This is a genomic window from Flavobacterium segetis (assembly GCF_900129575.1).
GTDB classification, from domain to species: Bacteria; Bacteroidota; Bacteroidia; order Flavobacteriales; family Flavobacteriaceae; genus Flavobacterium; species Flavobacterium segetis.
In genome coordinates, this window is the sequence record NZ_FQWE01000013.1 from 14,644 (window position 1) to 29,905 (window position 15,262).

Consider the following 15,262-nt stretch of genomic DNA (forward strand, 5'->3'; position numbering starts at 1 on the left):
AGCCTAAACTACAATACCCATTTCATTGTCATTGACTTATTCACGCTTTCCTCCCACTCTTTCTCAGGATTACTGTCTTTTGTGATACCACAACCCATATATAAATAAGCTTGCGTATCTTTAATTTGCATACAGCGTAAATTTACAAACAAGTCGGAACTCACGCTATTATCTCTAAAATTGCAATTTAATTCTCCTAGAAAACCAGTATAAAATTCTCGATCGTAAAGCTCATTTTCAATTATGAATGCCTTTGCTATTTCTTTAGGCAAACCGCACACGGCCGGTGTTGGATGTAATAGTTGTACAACCTCTTTTAAACTCGAATCAGCATTCAAAATTCCCGAAACATCTGTTTTAATATGCCAAATACTTCCTGCTTTTACGCTGTAAGGTTTTGTATAATGCACTTCAGAAGCTACATCTTTAAGTCTTGAAACTAAATAGTCGGTTACAAATTGCTGTTCTTCTTTTTCTTTGTCACCCCATATAATTTCAGAAGAACCACTATCTTTTTGAGTTCCTGCTAATGAAATAGTTTCAAAATTTAATTCTTTTACTTTCAATAATTGCTCTGGTGTTGCACCTATCCAGTTTCCTATCTTTGGATGAAAAAAGCAGTAAACAAAAGTAGATGGATAAAGTTGAACTAACTTTTGAAAAGTTTTTATCAAATTAAAATTAATCAAGTCGAAAGTTTCTGTGCGAGATAAAACCACTTTCTTAAACACATTATTGTTTATTGCTTTAATCCCTTTGCTTACTAAAACTTTAAAATTTTCCGCACTTTCCGAAATGCGATTTAAAAATTCTTTCTCAACAAATTTAAACTTTATTGTATTGGTATTAAAATGAATTATTTCTGATTCTTGTTCAGGAATTAAGTATTTTTTTGCGCTATCAAAACTAGCTAAGATGAAGCCTTTTTCAGTAAAATCATTTACTTCAAATAGTGTTTCATTGTTTTGAAAAAAACCAATAATTTCATTTGAATTTGGTTTCGAATACAAAACAAAAGGTAAATTGTCCAATAACTGTTTTTGAACTCTAGTCTCAATCGTTTCCATTATTTGTCTTCACTTTTTCTTTTTGGCAATATCATATTCGTTAATTTGCAGAGCGATATTAAATTATCTTTTTCATCTGCAATTCGTATTTCCCATAAATGAATGCTTGCGCCTTTATGAATAATTCTAGCTGTAGCTGTTACCATACCGCTACGTTTTGCTTTCAAATGGTTGGCTGAAATTTCGATCCCTCTCACCTCACTCACTTCCGAATTTATAAAAATCATGGAAGCAGCACTTCCCACGCTTTCGGCTAATGCTACTGAAGCGCCTCCATGCAATAATCCCATAGGTTGATGCACTGCCGGAGTGACTGGCATAGTTGCTACCAGAAAATCTTCACCCGCATCAACATATGTAATATTTAGGGTTCTCATTAGCGTGTTTTCTGAAACCTGATTGCAATATTGTAAAATTTTATCTCTATCGAATGTCATGGTATTACTTTTAATATGCAAAATTAAAGAAAAGATACGGGAGAAAGCGGCTATTAAATTTCTAATTCTAATTGCAAAATAGATTTTTCTTATTTTTACAAAAAAAAATCCAAATGCGTTCAAAAATATTGTTCTTGTTTATGGGAATCATTCTTTCTGTTTGCTCCTGTCGCACTGATTTTGAAACAGTAGCAAGTTCTGGAAAATTAGAATTTTCAAAAGATACAATCTATTTGGATACTGTGTTTACAAATATAGGCTCCAGCACTTACCGTTTGAAAGTTTATAATAAAAGCAAGGATGATATCACTATACCATCAATTAAATTTGCAAAAGGACTCAGTTCTAAATACAGAATGACAGTTGATGGAATGCAAGGAACAAACGGAAAAATTTTTACTAATATTGATATTTTAGCTAAAGACAGTTTGTATATTTTTATAGAAACTACCGCTAATATCGCTGATACTAATCCTACTAATTTTTTATATACAGACCAAATTCAATTTGACGGTGGTCAAAATCTTCAAAATGTAGAACTGGTTACTCTTATACAAGATGCTGTTTTCTTGTATCCAAAACGCTTTTCTGATGGAACAACTGAAACACTTCCCATCGGTGCTGAAAAAATTAATGGTTTTTATTTAGATGAAAACGATCCTATTAATGGTAACGAGTTAATATTCACAAAAAATAAACCGTATGTTATTTATGGTTATGCCGCGGTTCCTGCTAATAAAATAGCCACTTTTGAAGCAGGAAGTAAAGTTTATTTTCATGCAAATTCAGGTCTTATCATTTCTGATAAAGCATCAATAAGAGTAAATGGCGCAGTTTCTTTAACTGATAAAATGGAGAATGAAGTTGTTTTTGAAGGCGATCGTTTAGAACCTAATTTTGAAAATATACCCGGACAGTGGGGAACAATTTGGCTCACTGATGGCAGTAATAATAACTCATTTAATCACTTGACTATTAAAAATGCAACCATAGGATTACTGATTCAAAACAATGATGGAACTACAGTTTCTATCAAAAACACTCAAATTTACAACTCGACTAACTATGGAATTTTGGCGCAGACCGCAAAAATTAATGGCGAAAACATAGTTATAAATAATGCAGGACAAGCGAGTTTAGCCTGCACATATGGCGGAAATTATAAATTTACACATTCTACTTTCAACAACAATTGGAACAGTTCGCAGCAAGTTGCTGTTGCCATAAGTAATTATATTTTAGGCGCTATTCCAGAAACTAAAGATCTAACGCAAGCCACTTTTAACAACTGTATTATCTACGGTTCATACTCGAATGAATTGATTCTAAACAAGAAAGCAGGAGCTACTTTTGAATATCAATTCAACAACTGCTTGATTAAATTTGATAATACATCAAGTAAGTTCGCAACTAATCCAGATTATCAATTTACAACTGATGCGGTACATTATAATGCTATTATTTTAAATAAAGATCCCAAATTCTTTAAAACAGCACAAAATAAATTGAATATTGACCCCACTTCTGCTGCTTTCGCAAAAGGGAATCAAGCCTATCTAATTCCGCTAGACATTTTAGGAAAAACACGAAGTTTACCTCCTGATTTAGGAGCATATCAGAGTATGGAATTTCCTAAAAAGCCTTAATTATTTCTATTCTTTTGCTATTTAAAAAAAATGAAAATTAAAAATATCTTAACATTAGCTAGGAAAGCAGTTACTACTTTTGTTACAAAAAAATCAATAATCAAATACTAATCAATAACTAAACCATGAAACAAATTTACTCTTTACTCTTTTTATTACTATTCACAGCTGGATTTGCGCAAGCTCCAGCGGGATACTACTCTACAGCCACCGGAAGTGGTTATACCTTAAAAACTCAATTATATGACATTATAAAGGGTCATACAGTATTAAGTTACGCTGATTTGTACGTTACTTATGAAACCTCAGACGTTGATAATTTCTATGAAAATGATGGTAGTGTTTTAGATATGTACTCTGAAAATCCATCAGGTGCTGACCCTTATAATTACAGTATAGCGTCGACTCAACGCTGCGGTAGTAACGGTTACAACAAGGAAAGTGATTGTTATAATAGAGAGCATATTATACCACAATCTGTTTTCGGTGAGCAAACGCCGATGGTTTCTGATGCGCATTTTATTACTCCTACTGACGGTCAAGTCAACGGAATTCGATCTAATTTTCCACATTCTGTAGTAGCATCGCCAACATTGGTAACAGCAAACGGAAGTAAATTAGGACTGAGCACAATTGCAGGATATACTGGAGAAGTATTTGAACCAATAGATGAGTTTAAAGGCGATATCGCTAGAATGTATTTTTATTTCGCTACTCGCTATCAAAATTTAGTAGCTGGATATAACTACCCCATGTTTAACAAATCCACTAATAAAGTTTTTACAAATGCTTTTTTAAGTCAATTACTAGCTTGGCACAATCAAGATCCAGTTAGTGCAAGGGAAGTAGCAAGAAATAATGCAATTTATGCGCGTCAAAATAATAGAAATCCTTATATTGATAATCCTAGTTTTGTGGCAGCTGTTTGGAGTACCGAGCCAGCTGATACCGAAGCACCAACTGCTGCAACAAACTTTACAGTAACAACAACTTCAAACTCCGCTACTTTAACTTGGAATGCAGCTACAGATAATATTGGAGTAACTGGCTATGACCTTTACGTTGATGGAACTTTCAAATCAACTTTCACAGATTTGACAGCAAATGTGACAGGTTTATTACCATCCACAACGTACAGTTTTTATTTAATTACGAGAGATGATGAAAGAAATTCATCTGTTGAAACTGCCTCTATAAATGGAACAACAACAGCGGTTCCATCAGGCACAACGAATTGCGTTTCTGAAGATTTTCAAAATATTCCAGCCAACTCCGTTTCATACGCCACTCAAACTTGGACTAACAGCGGAGTAACTTGGACTGCTACTGATGCACGTACGGATCAATCCTTAAACGCAAGAGCAATAACAATTAGAAATGGTTCATTAACATCTTCTGCTATTCCTAATGGTATTAAAGATTTAACCGTTACCACTCAACTAGTATTCTCTGGAGTTGCAGGAACATTTAAACTAAATGTTAATGGAATTGAAGTAGGAACCATTCCTTATAGTTCTGCTGTCACAACAACTACAATATCTGGAATAAATGTAACAGGAAATATTACTGTTAGCATTAATGGAAATAGTGGCACAAAAAATCGTGTAATAATTGATGATCTTTCATGGTCTTGTAATAATTCATTATCAAATATTGATTTTGATACTAGTAAATTTACAATTTACCCAAATCCTTCAAATGGAACTGTAAAAATTAATTTCAGCAATTTTGCTGAGAAGCATCAAGTGCAAATATTTTCGCTTTCAGGACAAAAAGTATTTGATGAGGAATATATCAATAGTCCAAATGCTGAAATTAATTATGTAACGAAAGGTGTTTACATCGTCAAGATTACAAGGGACGGTGCATCAGAAACAAAAAAATTAATCGTAAATTAATTTACAGTTTCAGTTATTCAAATAAGGGCGGCATTTATTGCCGCTCTTATCATTTAATTTGTACTTCAACTTTAATTTAGTTATTAATTTTTGTCTCTATCGGAAGTTGTTTCAGATATCAACATTCTAATTAAATTGCTTTAGTTAAGTAAATTCGTCTAGAAAATAAATTTATAAAATTTAAATTTAAAAATTTAAACCAGGTAGTTTTTATCATTTAAAATTGGATTTTAATTCCTTGCTCGTACTATTTTTTTAAACTAAATTTGCATCGCAATACAACAAACTACACAACAATGATCCACTTCTTTGAAAACAAAAGCAAAACTGTTTTTGCAGTACAAATGCAAATACTATCGAGCGTAGACGAGATGTCGGCTCAAGACATTTCAAAATTAAATTGGCTTTTTGCCGACTCAAATAAAATAGAAAAATCCGTATTGACGGATTTTTTTGTTGGACCACGTGCCACAATGGTAACGCCTTGGAGTACCAATGCTGTTGAAATTACTCAAAACATGGGAATTAATGGTATCATTCGAATTGAGGAATTTCATAAAGTAACGGAAGATTTTACTGATTTTGACCCAATGCTTTCACAAAAATATACAGAGTTACACCAGGATATTTTTACAATCAATGTGCAACCAGAACCTATTTTAGACATCGAAGATATTGATGCGTACAATAAAAAAGAAGGTTTGGCTTTAAGCCTTGATGAAGTAGAATACTTAGATAATTTATCCGCTAAATTAGGTAGAAAATTAACCGATTCTGAGATTTTCGCATTTTCACAAGCGAATTCTGAACACTGTCGTCACAAAATTTTCAACGGAACATTTGTAATTGATGGTGTAGAAAAAGAAACTTCTCTTTTCAAATTAATCAAGAAAACATCTCAAGAAAACCCGAACGATATTGTATCGGCATATAAAGATAACGTGGCTTTTGTAAAAGGGCCAAGAGTACAACAATTTGCTCCAAAAACCGCTGACAAAGCAGATTTTTACGAAATAAAAGAATTTGATTCGGTTATATCCTTAAAAGCTGAAACACATAATTTCCCAACAACCGTAGAGCCTTTCAACGGAGCTGCAACAGGCTCAGGTGGAGAAATTCGAGATCGTTTAGCTGGTGGACAAGGTTCTTTACCATTAGCGGGAACGGCAGTTTACATGACTTCGTACTCACGCTTGGAAACGTTCGACTCCGCTCACGATGACAAACCATGGGAAAATGGAATGAAAGAAAGAAAATGGTTGTACCAAACTCCAATGGATATTTTAATTAAAGCATCTAATGGAGCTTCTGATTTTGGAAACAAATTCGGCCAACCGCTAATTACGGGATCTTTATTAACTTTCGAACACGAAGAAAACAATCGCAAAATTGGTTACGATAAAGTGATCATGCAAGCGGGAGGAATTGGTTACGGAAAATTAGATCAAGCTATTAAGAAAAAACCACAAGAAGGCGATAAAATTGTTATTCTAGGTGGAGAAAATTATAGAATCGGAATGGGTGGTGCTGCGGTTTCATCTGCAGATACTGGAGCTTTCGGTTCAGGAATTGAGTTGAATGCGATACAGCGTTCGAACCCAGAAATGCAAAAACGCGCTGCAAATGCTATTCGTGCCTTTGTAGAAAGCGACAATAATCCAATTGTTTCTATTCACGATCACGGTGCTGGAGGACACTTAAACTGTCTTTCTGAACTAGTGGAAGAAACGGGTGGATTAATCGATCTTGATAAATTACCTGTGGGAGATCCTACCCTTTCGGCAAAAGAGATAATCGGTAACGAATCTCAAGAAAGAATGGGATTGGTAATTAGTCAAAAAGACATTGATTTATTACAAAGAGTGGCCGATAGAGAACGTTCTCCAATGTACCAAGTGGGTGATGTTACGGGCGATCACCGTTTTACTTTCCAATCAAAATCTACTGGTGCTAAGCCAATGGATTATGCTTTGGAAGATTTCTTTGGTAGTTCTCCAAAAACGGTCATGAACGATAAAACAATTGCTTACAATTATGCTCCTCTGGAGTATTCTGTAAAAAACATTTCAACTTACTTACAACAAGTATTGCAACTCGAAGCAGTGGCTTGTAAAGACTGGTTGACTAATAAAGTAGACCGTTGTGTAGGTGGAAAAGTAGCCAAGCAACAAACTGCTGGGCCCTTGCAATTACCATTAAATAATGTTGGTGTAATGGCTTTAGATTATCAAGGAGCTGAGGGAATTGCCACATCAATTGGGCACTCTCCTATCGCGTCTTTAATTGATCCTGTTGCGGGTACACGAACTGCTATTGCAGAATCGTTATCAAACATTGTTTGGGCTCCTATTAAGGACGGAATGAAAGGAATTTCATTGTCTGCCAACTGGATGTGGGCTTGTAAAAATGAAGGTGAAGACGCTCGTTTGTACGCAGCTGTGGAAGCTTGTTCAAAATTTGCAATTGAATTGGGAATCAATATTCCAACAGGAAAAGATTCGCTTTCTATGAAACAAAAATATCCAAATGACGAAGTAATCGCACCGGGAACAGTTATTATTTCGGCAGGTGGCAACTGTATCGATATTAAAAAAGTAGTAGAACCTGTCCTTCAAAAAGATGGTGGTTCTATTTATTATATTAATTTGTCGCAAGACGATTTTAAATTAGGTGGTTCATCATTCGCACAAACATTAAATGCGATAGGAAACGAAGCACCAACTATTAAAAGTGCTGCTTTCTTTAAAAATGCTTTCAATACCATTCAAGATTTAATTTTAGACAATCAAATTCTTGCAGGGCACGATATAGGAAGTGGTGGTTTGATTACAACCTTATTAGAAATGTGTTTTGCTGATGTGAATTTAGGGGCCAAAATTGATTTCTCTGTTTTTGAAGAAAAAGACATCATAAAATATTTATTTGCTGAGAATATCGGAATTGTTTTCCAAGCGAAAGACAATACAACTATTGAAGCTAAATTAAACACTAACGGACTTACTTTCTACAAATTAGGAAACGCTACTGCCGATGCTACTCTAGATTTCGGCCCTAGTAAATTAGATATTGCAAAATACAGAGATATTTGGTTTAAAACTTCGTTCTTATTAGACCAAAAACAATCTAAAAACGGAACGGCTCAACAGCGTTTTGATAATTACAAAAACCAACCCCTACAGTACACTTTCCCAATTCACTTTACAGGGAAAAGTCCAGTAATCGATAATTCAAAACCACGTCCAAAAGCAGCTATTATCCGTGAAAAAGGAAGTAATTCTGAGCGTGAAATGGCTAATGCAATGTATTTAGCAGGTTTTGACGTTAAAGACATTCACATGACTGATCTGATTTCAGGACGTGAAAATCTAGAAGACATTCAGTTCATAGGAGCGGTTGGAGGCTTCTCTAACTCTGATGTTTTAGGTTCTGCCAAAGGTTGGGCTGGAGCTTTCAAATACAATGAAAAGGCAAATACGGCATTAAATAACTTCTTTAAACGCGAAGACACTTTATCGGTTGGAATTTGCAACGGTTGTCAATTATTCGTCGAATTGGAATTAATCCATTCAGAGCACGAACAAATGCCTAAAATGTTATATAATGATAGTAACAAACACGAAAGTATTTTTACATCAGTAACTGTACAAGAAAATAAATCTGTGATGTTGTCAAGCTTAGCTGGAGCAACATTAGGCGTTTGGGTTTCGCATGGTGAAGGAAAATTTGAATTGCCATTAGGTGAAGAGCGTTACAACATTGTAGGGAAATACGCTTACGAAGGCTATCCTGCTAATCCAAACGGTTCTCATTATGATGTTGCTATGCTTTGTGATGTAACGGGACGCCATATGGTTACTATGCCGCACATTGAGCGTTCTACGTACCAGTGGAACTGGGCGCACTATCCAAAAGATAGAAACGATGAAGTTTCGCCTTGGCATGAAGCGTTTATCAATGCCAGAAAATGGATTGAAAACAACTAATATTTAGTTATTTATATATGGAAAGCGTTCTCGAAAGGGAGCGCTTTTTTTTACATATTAACATCATCGTATCGAAATACAATCTAAAATAAAATATAGGCATTACGAGACTTACAACATTACAGCAAAAAAAATTAAATATGTAAGTTTGATTTCAAACTTTATTAGCAACAACAATCCAGAACTAAGCTTGACAATTTTTATAAATAGATTTGATAATAAATTTAAAGAATATTTTAAGTACTACGATAAATATTTTTAAAATAATAGTTATTTATTTGATAATTATTTAACGTAATTTGTAATTCATAATTCCTAATGAAAAAGTGACTTATTGCCTATGTAGTGTAGAGTTTCCTGTTTTATAATTAGTAAATTTATCTTAATGAATTAAAAATAATAAAATAATTATGGCTTAATCATATTGTTTCTCAATGTAAATAAGAGCTATGTTTAAGCTAAAATGCCTTGTATTATTAAAACAATAAATTTATTTTCCTGTCACAACTTAGTTATATTTGTCCCTGATATAAAATAAAAATCTAAAACTATCTTAAAAAATTATACCACTCAACGATAACAAAACGATGATCAAAAATACCATTTTAATTTTACTACTATTCATGTCTACAATGATAAATGCGCAAGAAAAATTTATACAAATCCCAATATTAACTGGTGAAACAGCTTTAAAAATGGTACAAGCTGCAGCAGAGCAAGCTCAAAAAGATGGATTATATGTAACTATCACTATTGTAGATCGATCAGGGCAAACGCTGGCAGTTTCGAGACACCATAATGCAGGCGTGCATACTATAAGAGCAAGTTATAAAAAAGCTTATACCGCTTGTTCTCAAAAGAGAGAAACTGCTGAAATTGCAAAAGGACTAATAGATGGAAGTATTCCTGAAGATATTCGATTTCTAGATGAAAACATTTTAATGATGGATGGAGGGATTCCAATTATTAGGAACGGTAAAGTTGTTGGCGGAATTGGAGTTGGCGGTGCTCATGGAAGTGAAGATGTTCGCATTGCTAAAGCAGGATTAAGTATTCTGACCGAATGATTTTTTATTTCAACATAACACGCTCTATAAACCGCCTCTAATTGCAGCACCAAAAAATTCACATCACTATCAAAAATTTAAACATTTTAAATTTTTGTTTAATAATTTGTTAAAAATGATAAACAAACTAAAAAAAAGTGTATCTTTGAGCATCTTAATTTAATTTTAACATAAAAAAACAACTATGAAATTAGTAAAATCAATTAGTGCTTTAGCATTATTAGGAGTAATAGCTACTTCTTGTGGAGAGAAAAAAACAGCTGACACAACAGAAATGGCTGACACAACTGCTGTAGCAATGGATACAATGGCAGTAGCTGAAACTGGAAACATTGTAGATGTAGCTGCTGGGAATGCAGATTTCTCTACTCTTGTAGCAGCTGTAAAAGCAGCAAATTTAGTTGAAACATTAAGCGGAGAAGGCCCATTTACTGTTTTTGCTCCAAACAATGCTGCATTTGATAAATTACCAGCAGGTACAGTAGATACTCTATTGAAGCCAGAAAGTGCTGAAAAATTAAAATCAGTGTTGACTTACCACGTTGTTGCAGGAAAATTTGATGCTGCTACAGTTATTGATGCAATCAATAAAAATAATGGAAAATACACTGTTACTACAGTACAAGGTGGTACAATTGTATTAAGCTTGAAAGACGGAAAAGTAATGCTAACAGATGCTAATGGAGGAACTGCTACAGTGATTCTTGCTGATGTTGCTGCTTCAAATGGTGTTATTCACGCTATTGATACGGTTGTTATGCCTAAATAAGGTTCTTAACTAATTCTATAAAAAACCGTTACAGCAATGTAACGGTTTTTTTACGGATAAAAATCAATGTATATTTCTAATCAGAAAGATGTTTATAGCGCTACTTATAATATTAGTTATAATTATCAAATAAAAATAATAACACTCATAAAATTGAATTCTGAAAAGTTTAAATCTAATTTTTTAAATTAGATTTAAACTTTATATAACTTCCTCTCCCTCTATTACAAATTCCATGTGATCCTCTACCTCTTCTAGAACTTCTGACTTAGATGCTTTTAATGTGTTGAACTTTTCGAGTTGTTCTAGTTCTCCTTCCTCACCAGAGAAATAAGGAAATACATCAAATATAGGTGACTCTGTAATTGCAGGAATTGTGTAATCGCCCATCGTTCCGGTCATCACACTAACTGTATTATCAAATGCTTCTTTTACATCATTAGCTTGAACTAATAAATACATATTGCTTTTGCGTTCTTTTCCACTTTCCTCATCATATGCTAGCAGCGAAACTTTAGATTTAAACCATCGATCTGTATTCTCAAAAGGATGAATTTCTGCATAATTAGCGATCTTAATATTGGTGATTTTAAATTCTTCGCTAATGTAAGCCGACATTTCCTCTGTGATCCTGCTTTCGGCCTCTGTATAGGAAACTGCATCAACTAAATAGGGTTCAGTGGTCACTTTTTGACCGCCATTTTCATCTGTTTTTTTATACTTTACTTTACATTCGTACCAAATTGTGCTCATCGTTTATTTATTTAAGGATGTCAAAGATAGATTTTAGACGTAAAATAAAGTAGTTTTTGCCAAATAGATATTCACAATTTGATTTATATTTCACTGTCTATTTTATTTTTTAAAAAGAGATGTAATTTTACAAAAAAAAACAGCCTCTCAAAAATGGAGGGCTGTTTTTTATGAATGTCGAATTTAATTATTCATATAAAGTAACTAGGTCTTCCCTACTCTTTCTCACTTTTGTTAAATTGACTAACCAGTCATTACTCGCATCTCTATAACCAAGTGGAAGAATCACGCAACTCCTAAGACCTTTTTCTCTTAATCCTAAAATTGTATCTAATGCCTCAGGATCAAAACCTTCAATAGGTGTACTATCTACACCTTCAAAAGCGGCGGCGGCAATCGCTTGTGAAAAAGCAATGTAAGCTTGTCTAGCTGCATGCTGAAAATTCACTTCAGGATCTTTTTGCGGATAGGTATTCAACAACATTTGACGGTATTTTTCCCAACCTTCATTTTTGAAGCCGCGAATTTCATTCGTCAGATCAAACATTTTATTAATTCGCTCCACAGTGTAAGTGTCCCATGCAGCGAATACAAGCAAATGAGAACAATCAGTAATTACGGATTGATTCCATCCTATTACTCTAATTTTTTCTTTAAGTTCCTGGTTAGTTACAACCATGATTTCAAAAGGTTGCAATCCACTTGACGTAGGCGCTAGAGATGCTGCTTCAATAATAGCATCTATTTTTTCTTGTCCTATTGTTTCGCCATTCATAGCCTTAGCTGCGTAACGCCATTTCAATTTATCAATTAATTCCATTTATATTCTATTTATTAAATTTCTATTTATTTTACTTATTACTATCTTCTAATACTGTCCCAAGCTACCTTAAATGCATCGTTTAGTGTTGTATCGCATAGAGTACAAAGTTTTCTATTATCCATATTCATTAAAAATGCAATAGGATAAACAGTAAAAGCATAAAGTAAATAAGGTGATATCTCTTTTATGATTCCTTGTTGCTTTCCCTCATTCCATACATCAAAAAGCAATTTAAGATGTTTTAATCCTTCTTGTCGCGTTGGTTCGTCGATCATAGGCGTATTGTCGCACTGAGATAAAAAAGATGCTTCTTCCTTGTTGTTTAACTTAAAGTGAGCCATTTTGTACCAAATTTTTTCAAAACGATCTTTTATTGTTTCTCCCGAATCGTAATTAGCGAAAGTAGCTTTCGCAAAAGATTCCTTCACATCAAGATACAGTTGATTTACTAAATCCTGCTTACTTTCAAAATAAAGATAAATAGTAGCTGGTGATACATTAGCAATTCTGGCAACTTTTGCCATTGATGCACCTTGAATACCATCTCTATTTACTAAACACAAAGTAGCCTTTAGTAGTGCGCTGCGTTTATCAATGCTTTTTTGAAGTAAGGCCATGCTAAAATATTTAATTAATTAATAAATTTTACGGAAAAATATTTTGACAAAGATATTAAAAAAGAATGAACGTTCATAAATATTATTATTTATTTCTAAAAATTTATCGAGCGAATTGCTTCAATGCTTTTTATAATAAATAGCTCAATAGTAAAATCTTTTTCGTTAATATTATGTTAATTCAAAAATTAAACAGTTGTTTAATTTAAACAGTTGTTTAATTTTGCGTTTGAAAAATTTCAGATAAATTGAAAAACAATTTCAACGATAAACAAATCCAGATTTTAGAAGTTGCCGAATGTCTTTTTGCAGAAAAAGGATTTGACGGTACCTCAATACGTAATATTGCGAAAATGGCAAAAATCAATATTGCAATGGTTTCATACTACTTTGGATCAAAAGAGCGCTTATTAGAATCGTTGATTATTTATAGAACTTCTGATTTAAAAAATCAACTAGATAATTTACTGCAAGAAGACCTTGAACCTATCGAAAAAATTAACAAACTCATTGAGCTCTATATTAATCGAATAAATAGTAATCGAGGTATATATAGAATTTTGCATTTTGAATTTACCTCTAAAAAAAGAGAACAAAGTTTACAAGACTTTTCCGAACTGAAAAAGGGAAATTTAAAATCTTTAGAAACCATTATTGAAGATGGTCAAAGAAAAGGAATTTTTAGAAAAGACATCATCATTCCACTAATTACGCCAACAATTTTAGGTACGTTTTTTCATTTTCATATGAATAAAACCTTTTTTGAAAATCTATTGAACTTAAAGACTGAAGAATTATACAATAATTACATAAAGACCAATTTGACAAAGCATATTCAACAAACAATTAAAGCACTTCTAATTTATGAAAGTTAGTCAATTCGTTTTATACGGAATTTTATTCATAGGAATTTCATCCGTAAAAGCACAAGAGAAAACAAGTTTAACTTTGAACGAAGCTATTAATTTGGCTTGGGCCAAAAGCAATGAAGTTACATTGGCAAATACGAAAGTAAAAACCAAAAAATATGAATTGCAGTCTACTAAGAATAGTCAATACCCTGATTTAAAACTTTCTGGACAATATTTAAGATTAGCAAATGCTGATATTAATTTTAAACTTAATCAAAATAATTCTGGAGCTCAAGAGCCGCTTCCGATTGTAAATCAGGTTATGATTGGGCAGTTAAATGCCAAACTTCCTGTTTTTTCTGGTTTTAAAATTAAAAATAGTATTGTTGCTTACGAGAATTTATATGAAGCAGAAATGGCAACGGCTTCGCAAACTAAAGAGGAAATTGCAATTCGTGTTATTGATTATTATGCCAGCTTATATAAAGCACAGAAAACGATTGAATTACTAAAAGAAAATCAAAAAACTGCTCAGCAGCGAGTTAAAGATTTTATACAACTAGAGAAAAACGGAATTATTCCCAGAAATGATCTTTTAAAATCAAAACTGCAGACCTCTAAAATTCAATTATCTCTGGATGAGACTAATAATAATATTAAGGTAATTAATTTCTATTTGATCACACTTTTAAAACTAGATCCAAATACAAAATTAGAAGTTCGTGAAGAAGATTTTGCTGATTTTCAGATGGCTAATGTACCTACCAACGAAATGCCTGCTCTAGAAAATAGAAAAGATTTAGAAGCGATTCGGTTTCAAGAAAAAGCAAGTGAAGCCAACATAAAAATAGCTAAAGGTTCTTATTATCCATCAATTGCAATAGTTGGAGGTTATACCGCTTTAGATTTAAGTAACGTAATTACTGTGCAAAACGCAATGAATATTGGCGTAGGAATTTCTTATGATTTAAGTGCAATTCTGAAAAACACAACCTTGGTTAAATTAGCAGAAAGTAAGTTTCTTGAAGTTCAAAATTCAGAATTAGTGTTGACAGATTATATCAAAATTCAGGTCACAAAAGCAATTGAAGATTACGACTTAGCATTAAAACAAAAAGTTGTTTATAATGAAGCAGCTGAACAAGCTACTGAAAACTATCGAATTGTTAAAGAGAAATATGAAAATGGACTTTCTGACACTAACGATTTGCTAGACGCTGATGTAGAGCAATTAAGTGCAAAGATTAATACCGCTTTGGCTCAAGCAAATACCATTCAAAAATACTATGAGTTACTTTCAGTAACTGGCCAATTATCACAAACCTTCAACATAGCTCAAAAATAATCACAA

At 33.1% G+C, this 15,262-nt stretch carries 12 protein-coding genes; 7 read left to right on the plus strand and 5 right to left on the minus strand.

Translation table 11 applies throughout. The features are described from left to right. Positions 1-8 precede the first annotated feature (8 nt). Together BUA99_RS14215 and BUA99_RS14220 are read right to left on the minus strand one after the other, a co-directional pair. Complete coding sequence (locus BUA99_RS14215; RefSeq protein ID WP_072993827.1) at positions 9-1,067, minus strand: isochorismate synthase; 1,059 nt, start codon at positions 1,065-1,067, stop codon at positions 9-11. After that, on the minus strand, positions 1,067-1,504 hold the full coding sequence (locus BUA99_RS14220; protein WP_072993830.1) for a PaaI family thioesterase: 438 nt from the start codon (positions 1,502-1,504) through the stop codon (positions 1,067-1,069). Before BUA99_RS14220 ends, BUA99_RS14215 begins: the two co-directional genes overlap by 1 nt. A 113-nt stretch (positions 1,505-1,617) precedes the next feature. Here BUA99_RS14220 and BUA99_RS14225 point away from each other — a divergent pair, with 113 nt between their 5' ends. The 5 genes from BUA99_RS14225 to BUA99_RS14245 all read left to right on the plus strand — a co-directional run bounded on the left by BUA99_RS14225 (position 1,618) and on the right by BUA99_RS14245 (position 10,867). Continuing rightward, positions 1,618-3,150 (plus strand): hypothetical protein, encoded by a 1,533-nt coding sequence (locus tag BUA99_RS14225; RefSeq protein ID WP_072993833.1) that lies wholly within the window; start codon positions 1,618-1,620, stop codon positions 3,148-3,150. A 125-nt stretch (positions 3,151-3,275) separates the two neighbouring features. Continuing rightward, positions 3,276-5,048: an endonuclease gene (locus BUA99_RS14230; protein ID WP_072993836.1), complete on the plus strand. Its 1,773-nt coding sequence runs from the start codon at positions 3,276-3,278 to the stop codon at positions 5,046-5,048. A 296-nt stretch (positions 5,049-5,344) separates the two neighbouring features. Continuing rightward, on the plus strand, positions 5,345-9,031 hold the full coding sequence (purL, locus tag BUA99_RS14235) for a phosphoribosylformylglycinamidine synthase (protein ID WP_072993839.1): 3,687 nt from the start codon (positions 5,345-5,347) through the stop codon (positions 9,029-9,031). 587 nt (positions 9,032-9,618) lie between these two features. Next, positions 9,619-10,098: a GlcG/HbpS family heme-binding protein gene (locus BUA99_RS14240; protein ID WP_234972979.1), complete on the plus strand. Its 480-nt coding sequence runs from the start codon at positions 9,619-9,621 to the stop codon at positions 10,096-10,098. A 184-nt stretch (positions 10,099-10,282) separates the two neighbouring features. Then, positions 10,283-10,867, plus strand: a complete 585-nt coding sequence (locus tag BUA99_RS14245) for a fasciclin domain-containing protein (protein WP_200778672.1) — start codon at positions 10,283-10,285, stop codon at positions 10,865-10,867. A gap of 201 nt (positions 10,868-11,068) precedes the next feature. Here the strand turns inward: BUA99_RS14245 and BUA99_RS14250 are convergent, their stop codons facing one another. The 3 genes from BUA99_RS14250 to BUA99_RS14260 all read right to left on the minus strand — a co-directional run bounded on the left by BUA99_RS14250 (position 11,069) and on the right by BUA99_RS14260 (position 13,060). After that, the gene (locus BUA99_RS14250) at positions 11,069-11,620 is read right to left on the minus strand and encodes a DUF4494 domain-containing protein (RefSeq protein ID WP_072993842.1); all 552 of its coding nucleotides are present in this window, start codon (positions 11,618-11,620) and stop codon (positions 11,069-11,071) included. A 187-nt stretch (positions 11,621-11,807) separates the two neighbouring features. After that, entirely contained in the window at positions 11,808-12,440 is a 633-nt protein-coding gene (locus BUA99_RS14255) for a nitroreductase family protein (RefSeq protein WP_072993845.1), read from the minus strand. A 41-nt stretch (positions 12,441-12,481) separates the two neighbouring features. Beyond that, complete coding sequence (locus BUA99_RS14260; protein ID WP_072993848.1) at positions 12,482-13,060, minus strand: TetR/AcrR family transcriptional regulator; 579 nt, start codon at positions 13,058-13,060, stop codon at positions 12,482-12,484. Positions 13,061-13,308: 248 nt separating this feature from the next. Between BUA99_RS14260 and BUA99_RS14265 the strand changes: the two genes are divergently transcribed. Beyond that, entirely contained in the window at positions 13,309-13,935 is a 627-nt protein-coding gene (locus BUA99_RS14265) for a TetR/AcrR family transcriptional regulator (protein ID WP_072993851.1), read from the plus strand. After that, positions 13,925-15,256, plus strand: a complete 1,332-nt coding sequence (locus tag BUA99_RS14270) for a TolC family protein (protein WP_072993854.1) — start codon at positions 13,925-13,927, stop codon at positions 15,254-15,256. The genes BUA99_RS14265 and BUA99_RS14270 overlap by 11 nt, the downstream gene beginning before the upstream one ends. Positions 15,257-15,262: the final 6 nt, after the last annotated feature.

What these genes read in the sequence shown, in the direction of transcription:
- BUA99_RS14250 (WP_072993842.1), bottom strand. Translation starts at nt 11,620, where the DNA reads ATGAGCACAATTTGGTACGAATGTAAAGTAAAGTATAAAAAAACAGAT.
- purL (WP_072993839.1), top strand. Translation starts at nt 5,345, where the DNA reads ATGATCCACTTCTTTGAAAACAAAAGCAAAACTGTTTTTGCAGTACAA.
- BUA99_RS14270 (WP_072993854.1), top strand. Translation starts at nt 13,925, where the DNA reads ATGAAAGTTAGTCAATTCGTTTTATACGGAATTTTATTCATAGGAATT.
- BUA99_RS14245 (WP_200778672.1), top strand. Translation starts at nt 10,283, where the DNA reads ATGAAATTAGTAAAATCAATTAGTGCTTTAGCATTATTAGGAGTAATA.
- BUA99_RS14260 (WP_072993848.1), bottom strand. Translation starts at nt 13,060, where the DNA reads ATGGCCTTACTTCAAAAAAGCATTGATAAACGCAGCGCACTACTAAAG.
- BUA99_RS14220 (WP_072993830.1), bottom strand. Translation starts at nt 1,504, where the DNA reads ATGACATTCGATAGAGATAAAATTTTACAATATTGCAATCAGGTTTCA.
- BUA99_RS14240 (WP_234972979.1), top strand. Translation starts at nt 9,619, where the DNA reads ATGATCAAAAATACCATTTTAATTTTACTACTATTCATGTCTACAATG.
- BUA99_RS14255 (WP_072993845.1), bottom strand. Translation starts at nt 12,440, where the DNA reads ATGGAATTAATTGATAAATTGAAATGGCGTTACGCAGCTAAGGCTATG.
- BUA99_RS14215 (WP_072993827.1), bottom strand. Translation starts at nt 1,067, where the DNA reads ATGGAAACGATTGAGACTAGAGTTCAAAAACAGTTATTGGACAATTTA.
- BUA99_RS14230 (WP_072993836.1), top strand. Translation starts at nt 3,276, where the DNA reads ATGAAACAAATTTACTCTTTACTCTTTTTATTACTATTCACAGCTGGA.
- BUA99_RS14225 (WP_072993833.1), top strand. Translation starts at nt 1,618, where the DNA reads ATGCGTTCAAAAATATTGTTCTTGTTTATGGGAATCATTCTTTCTGTT.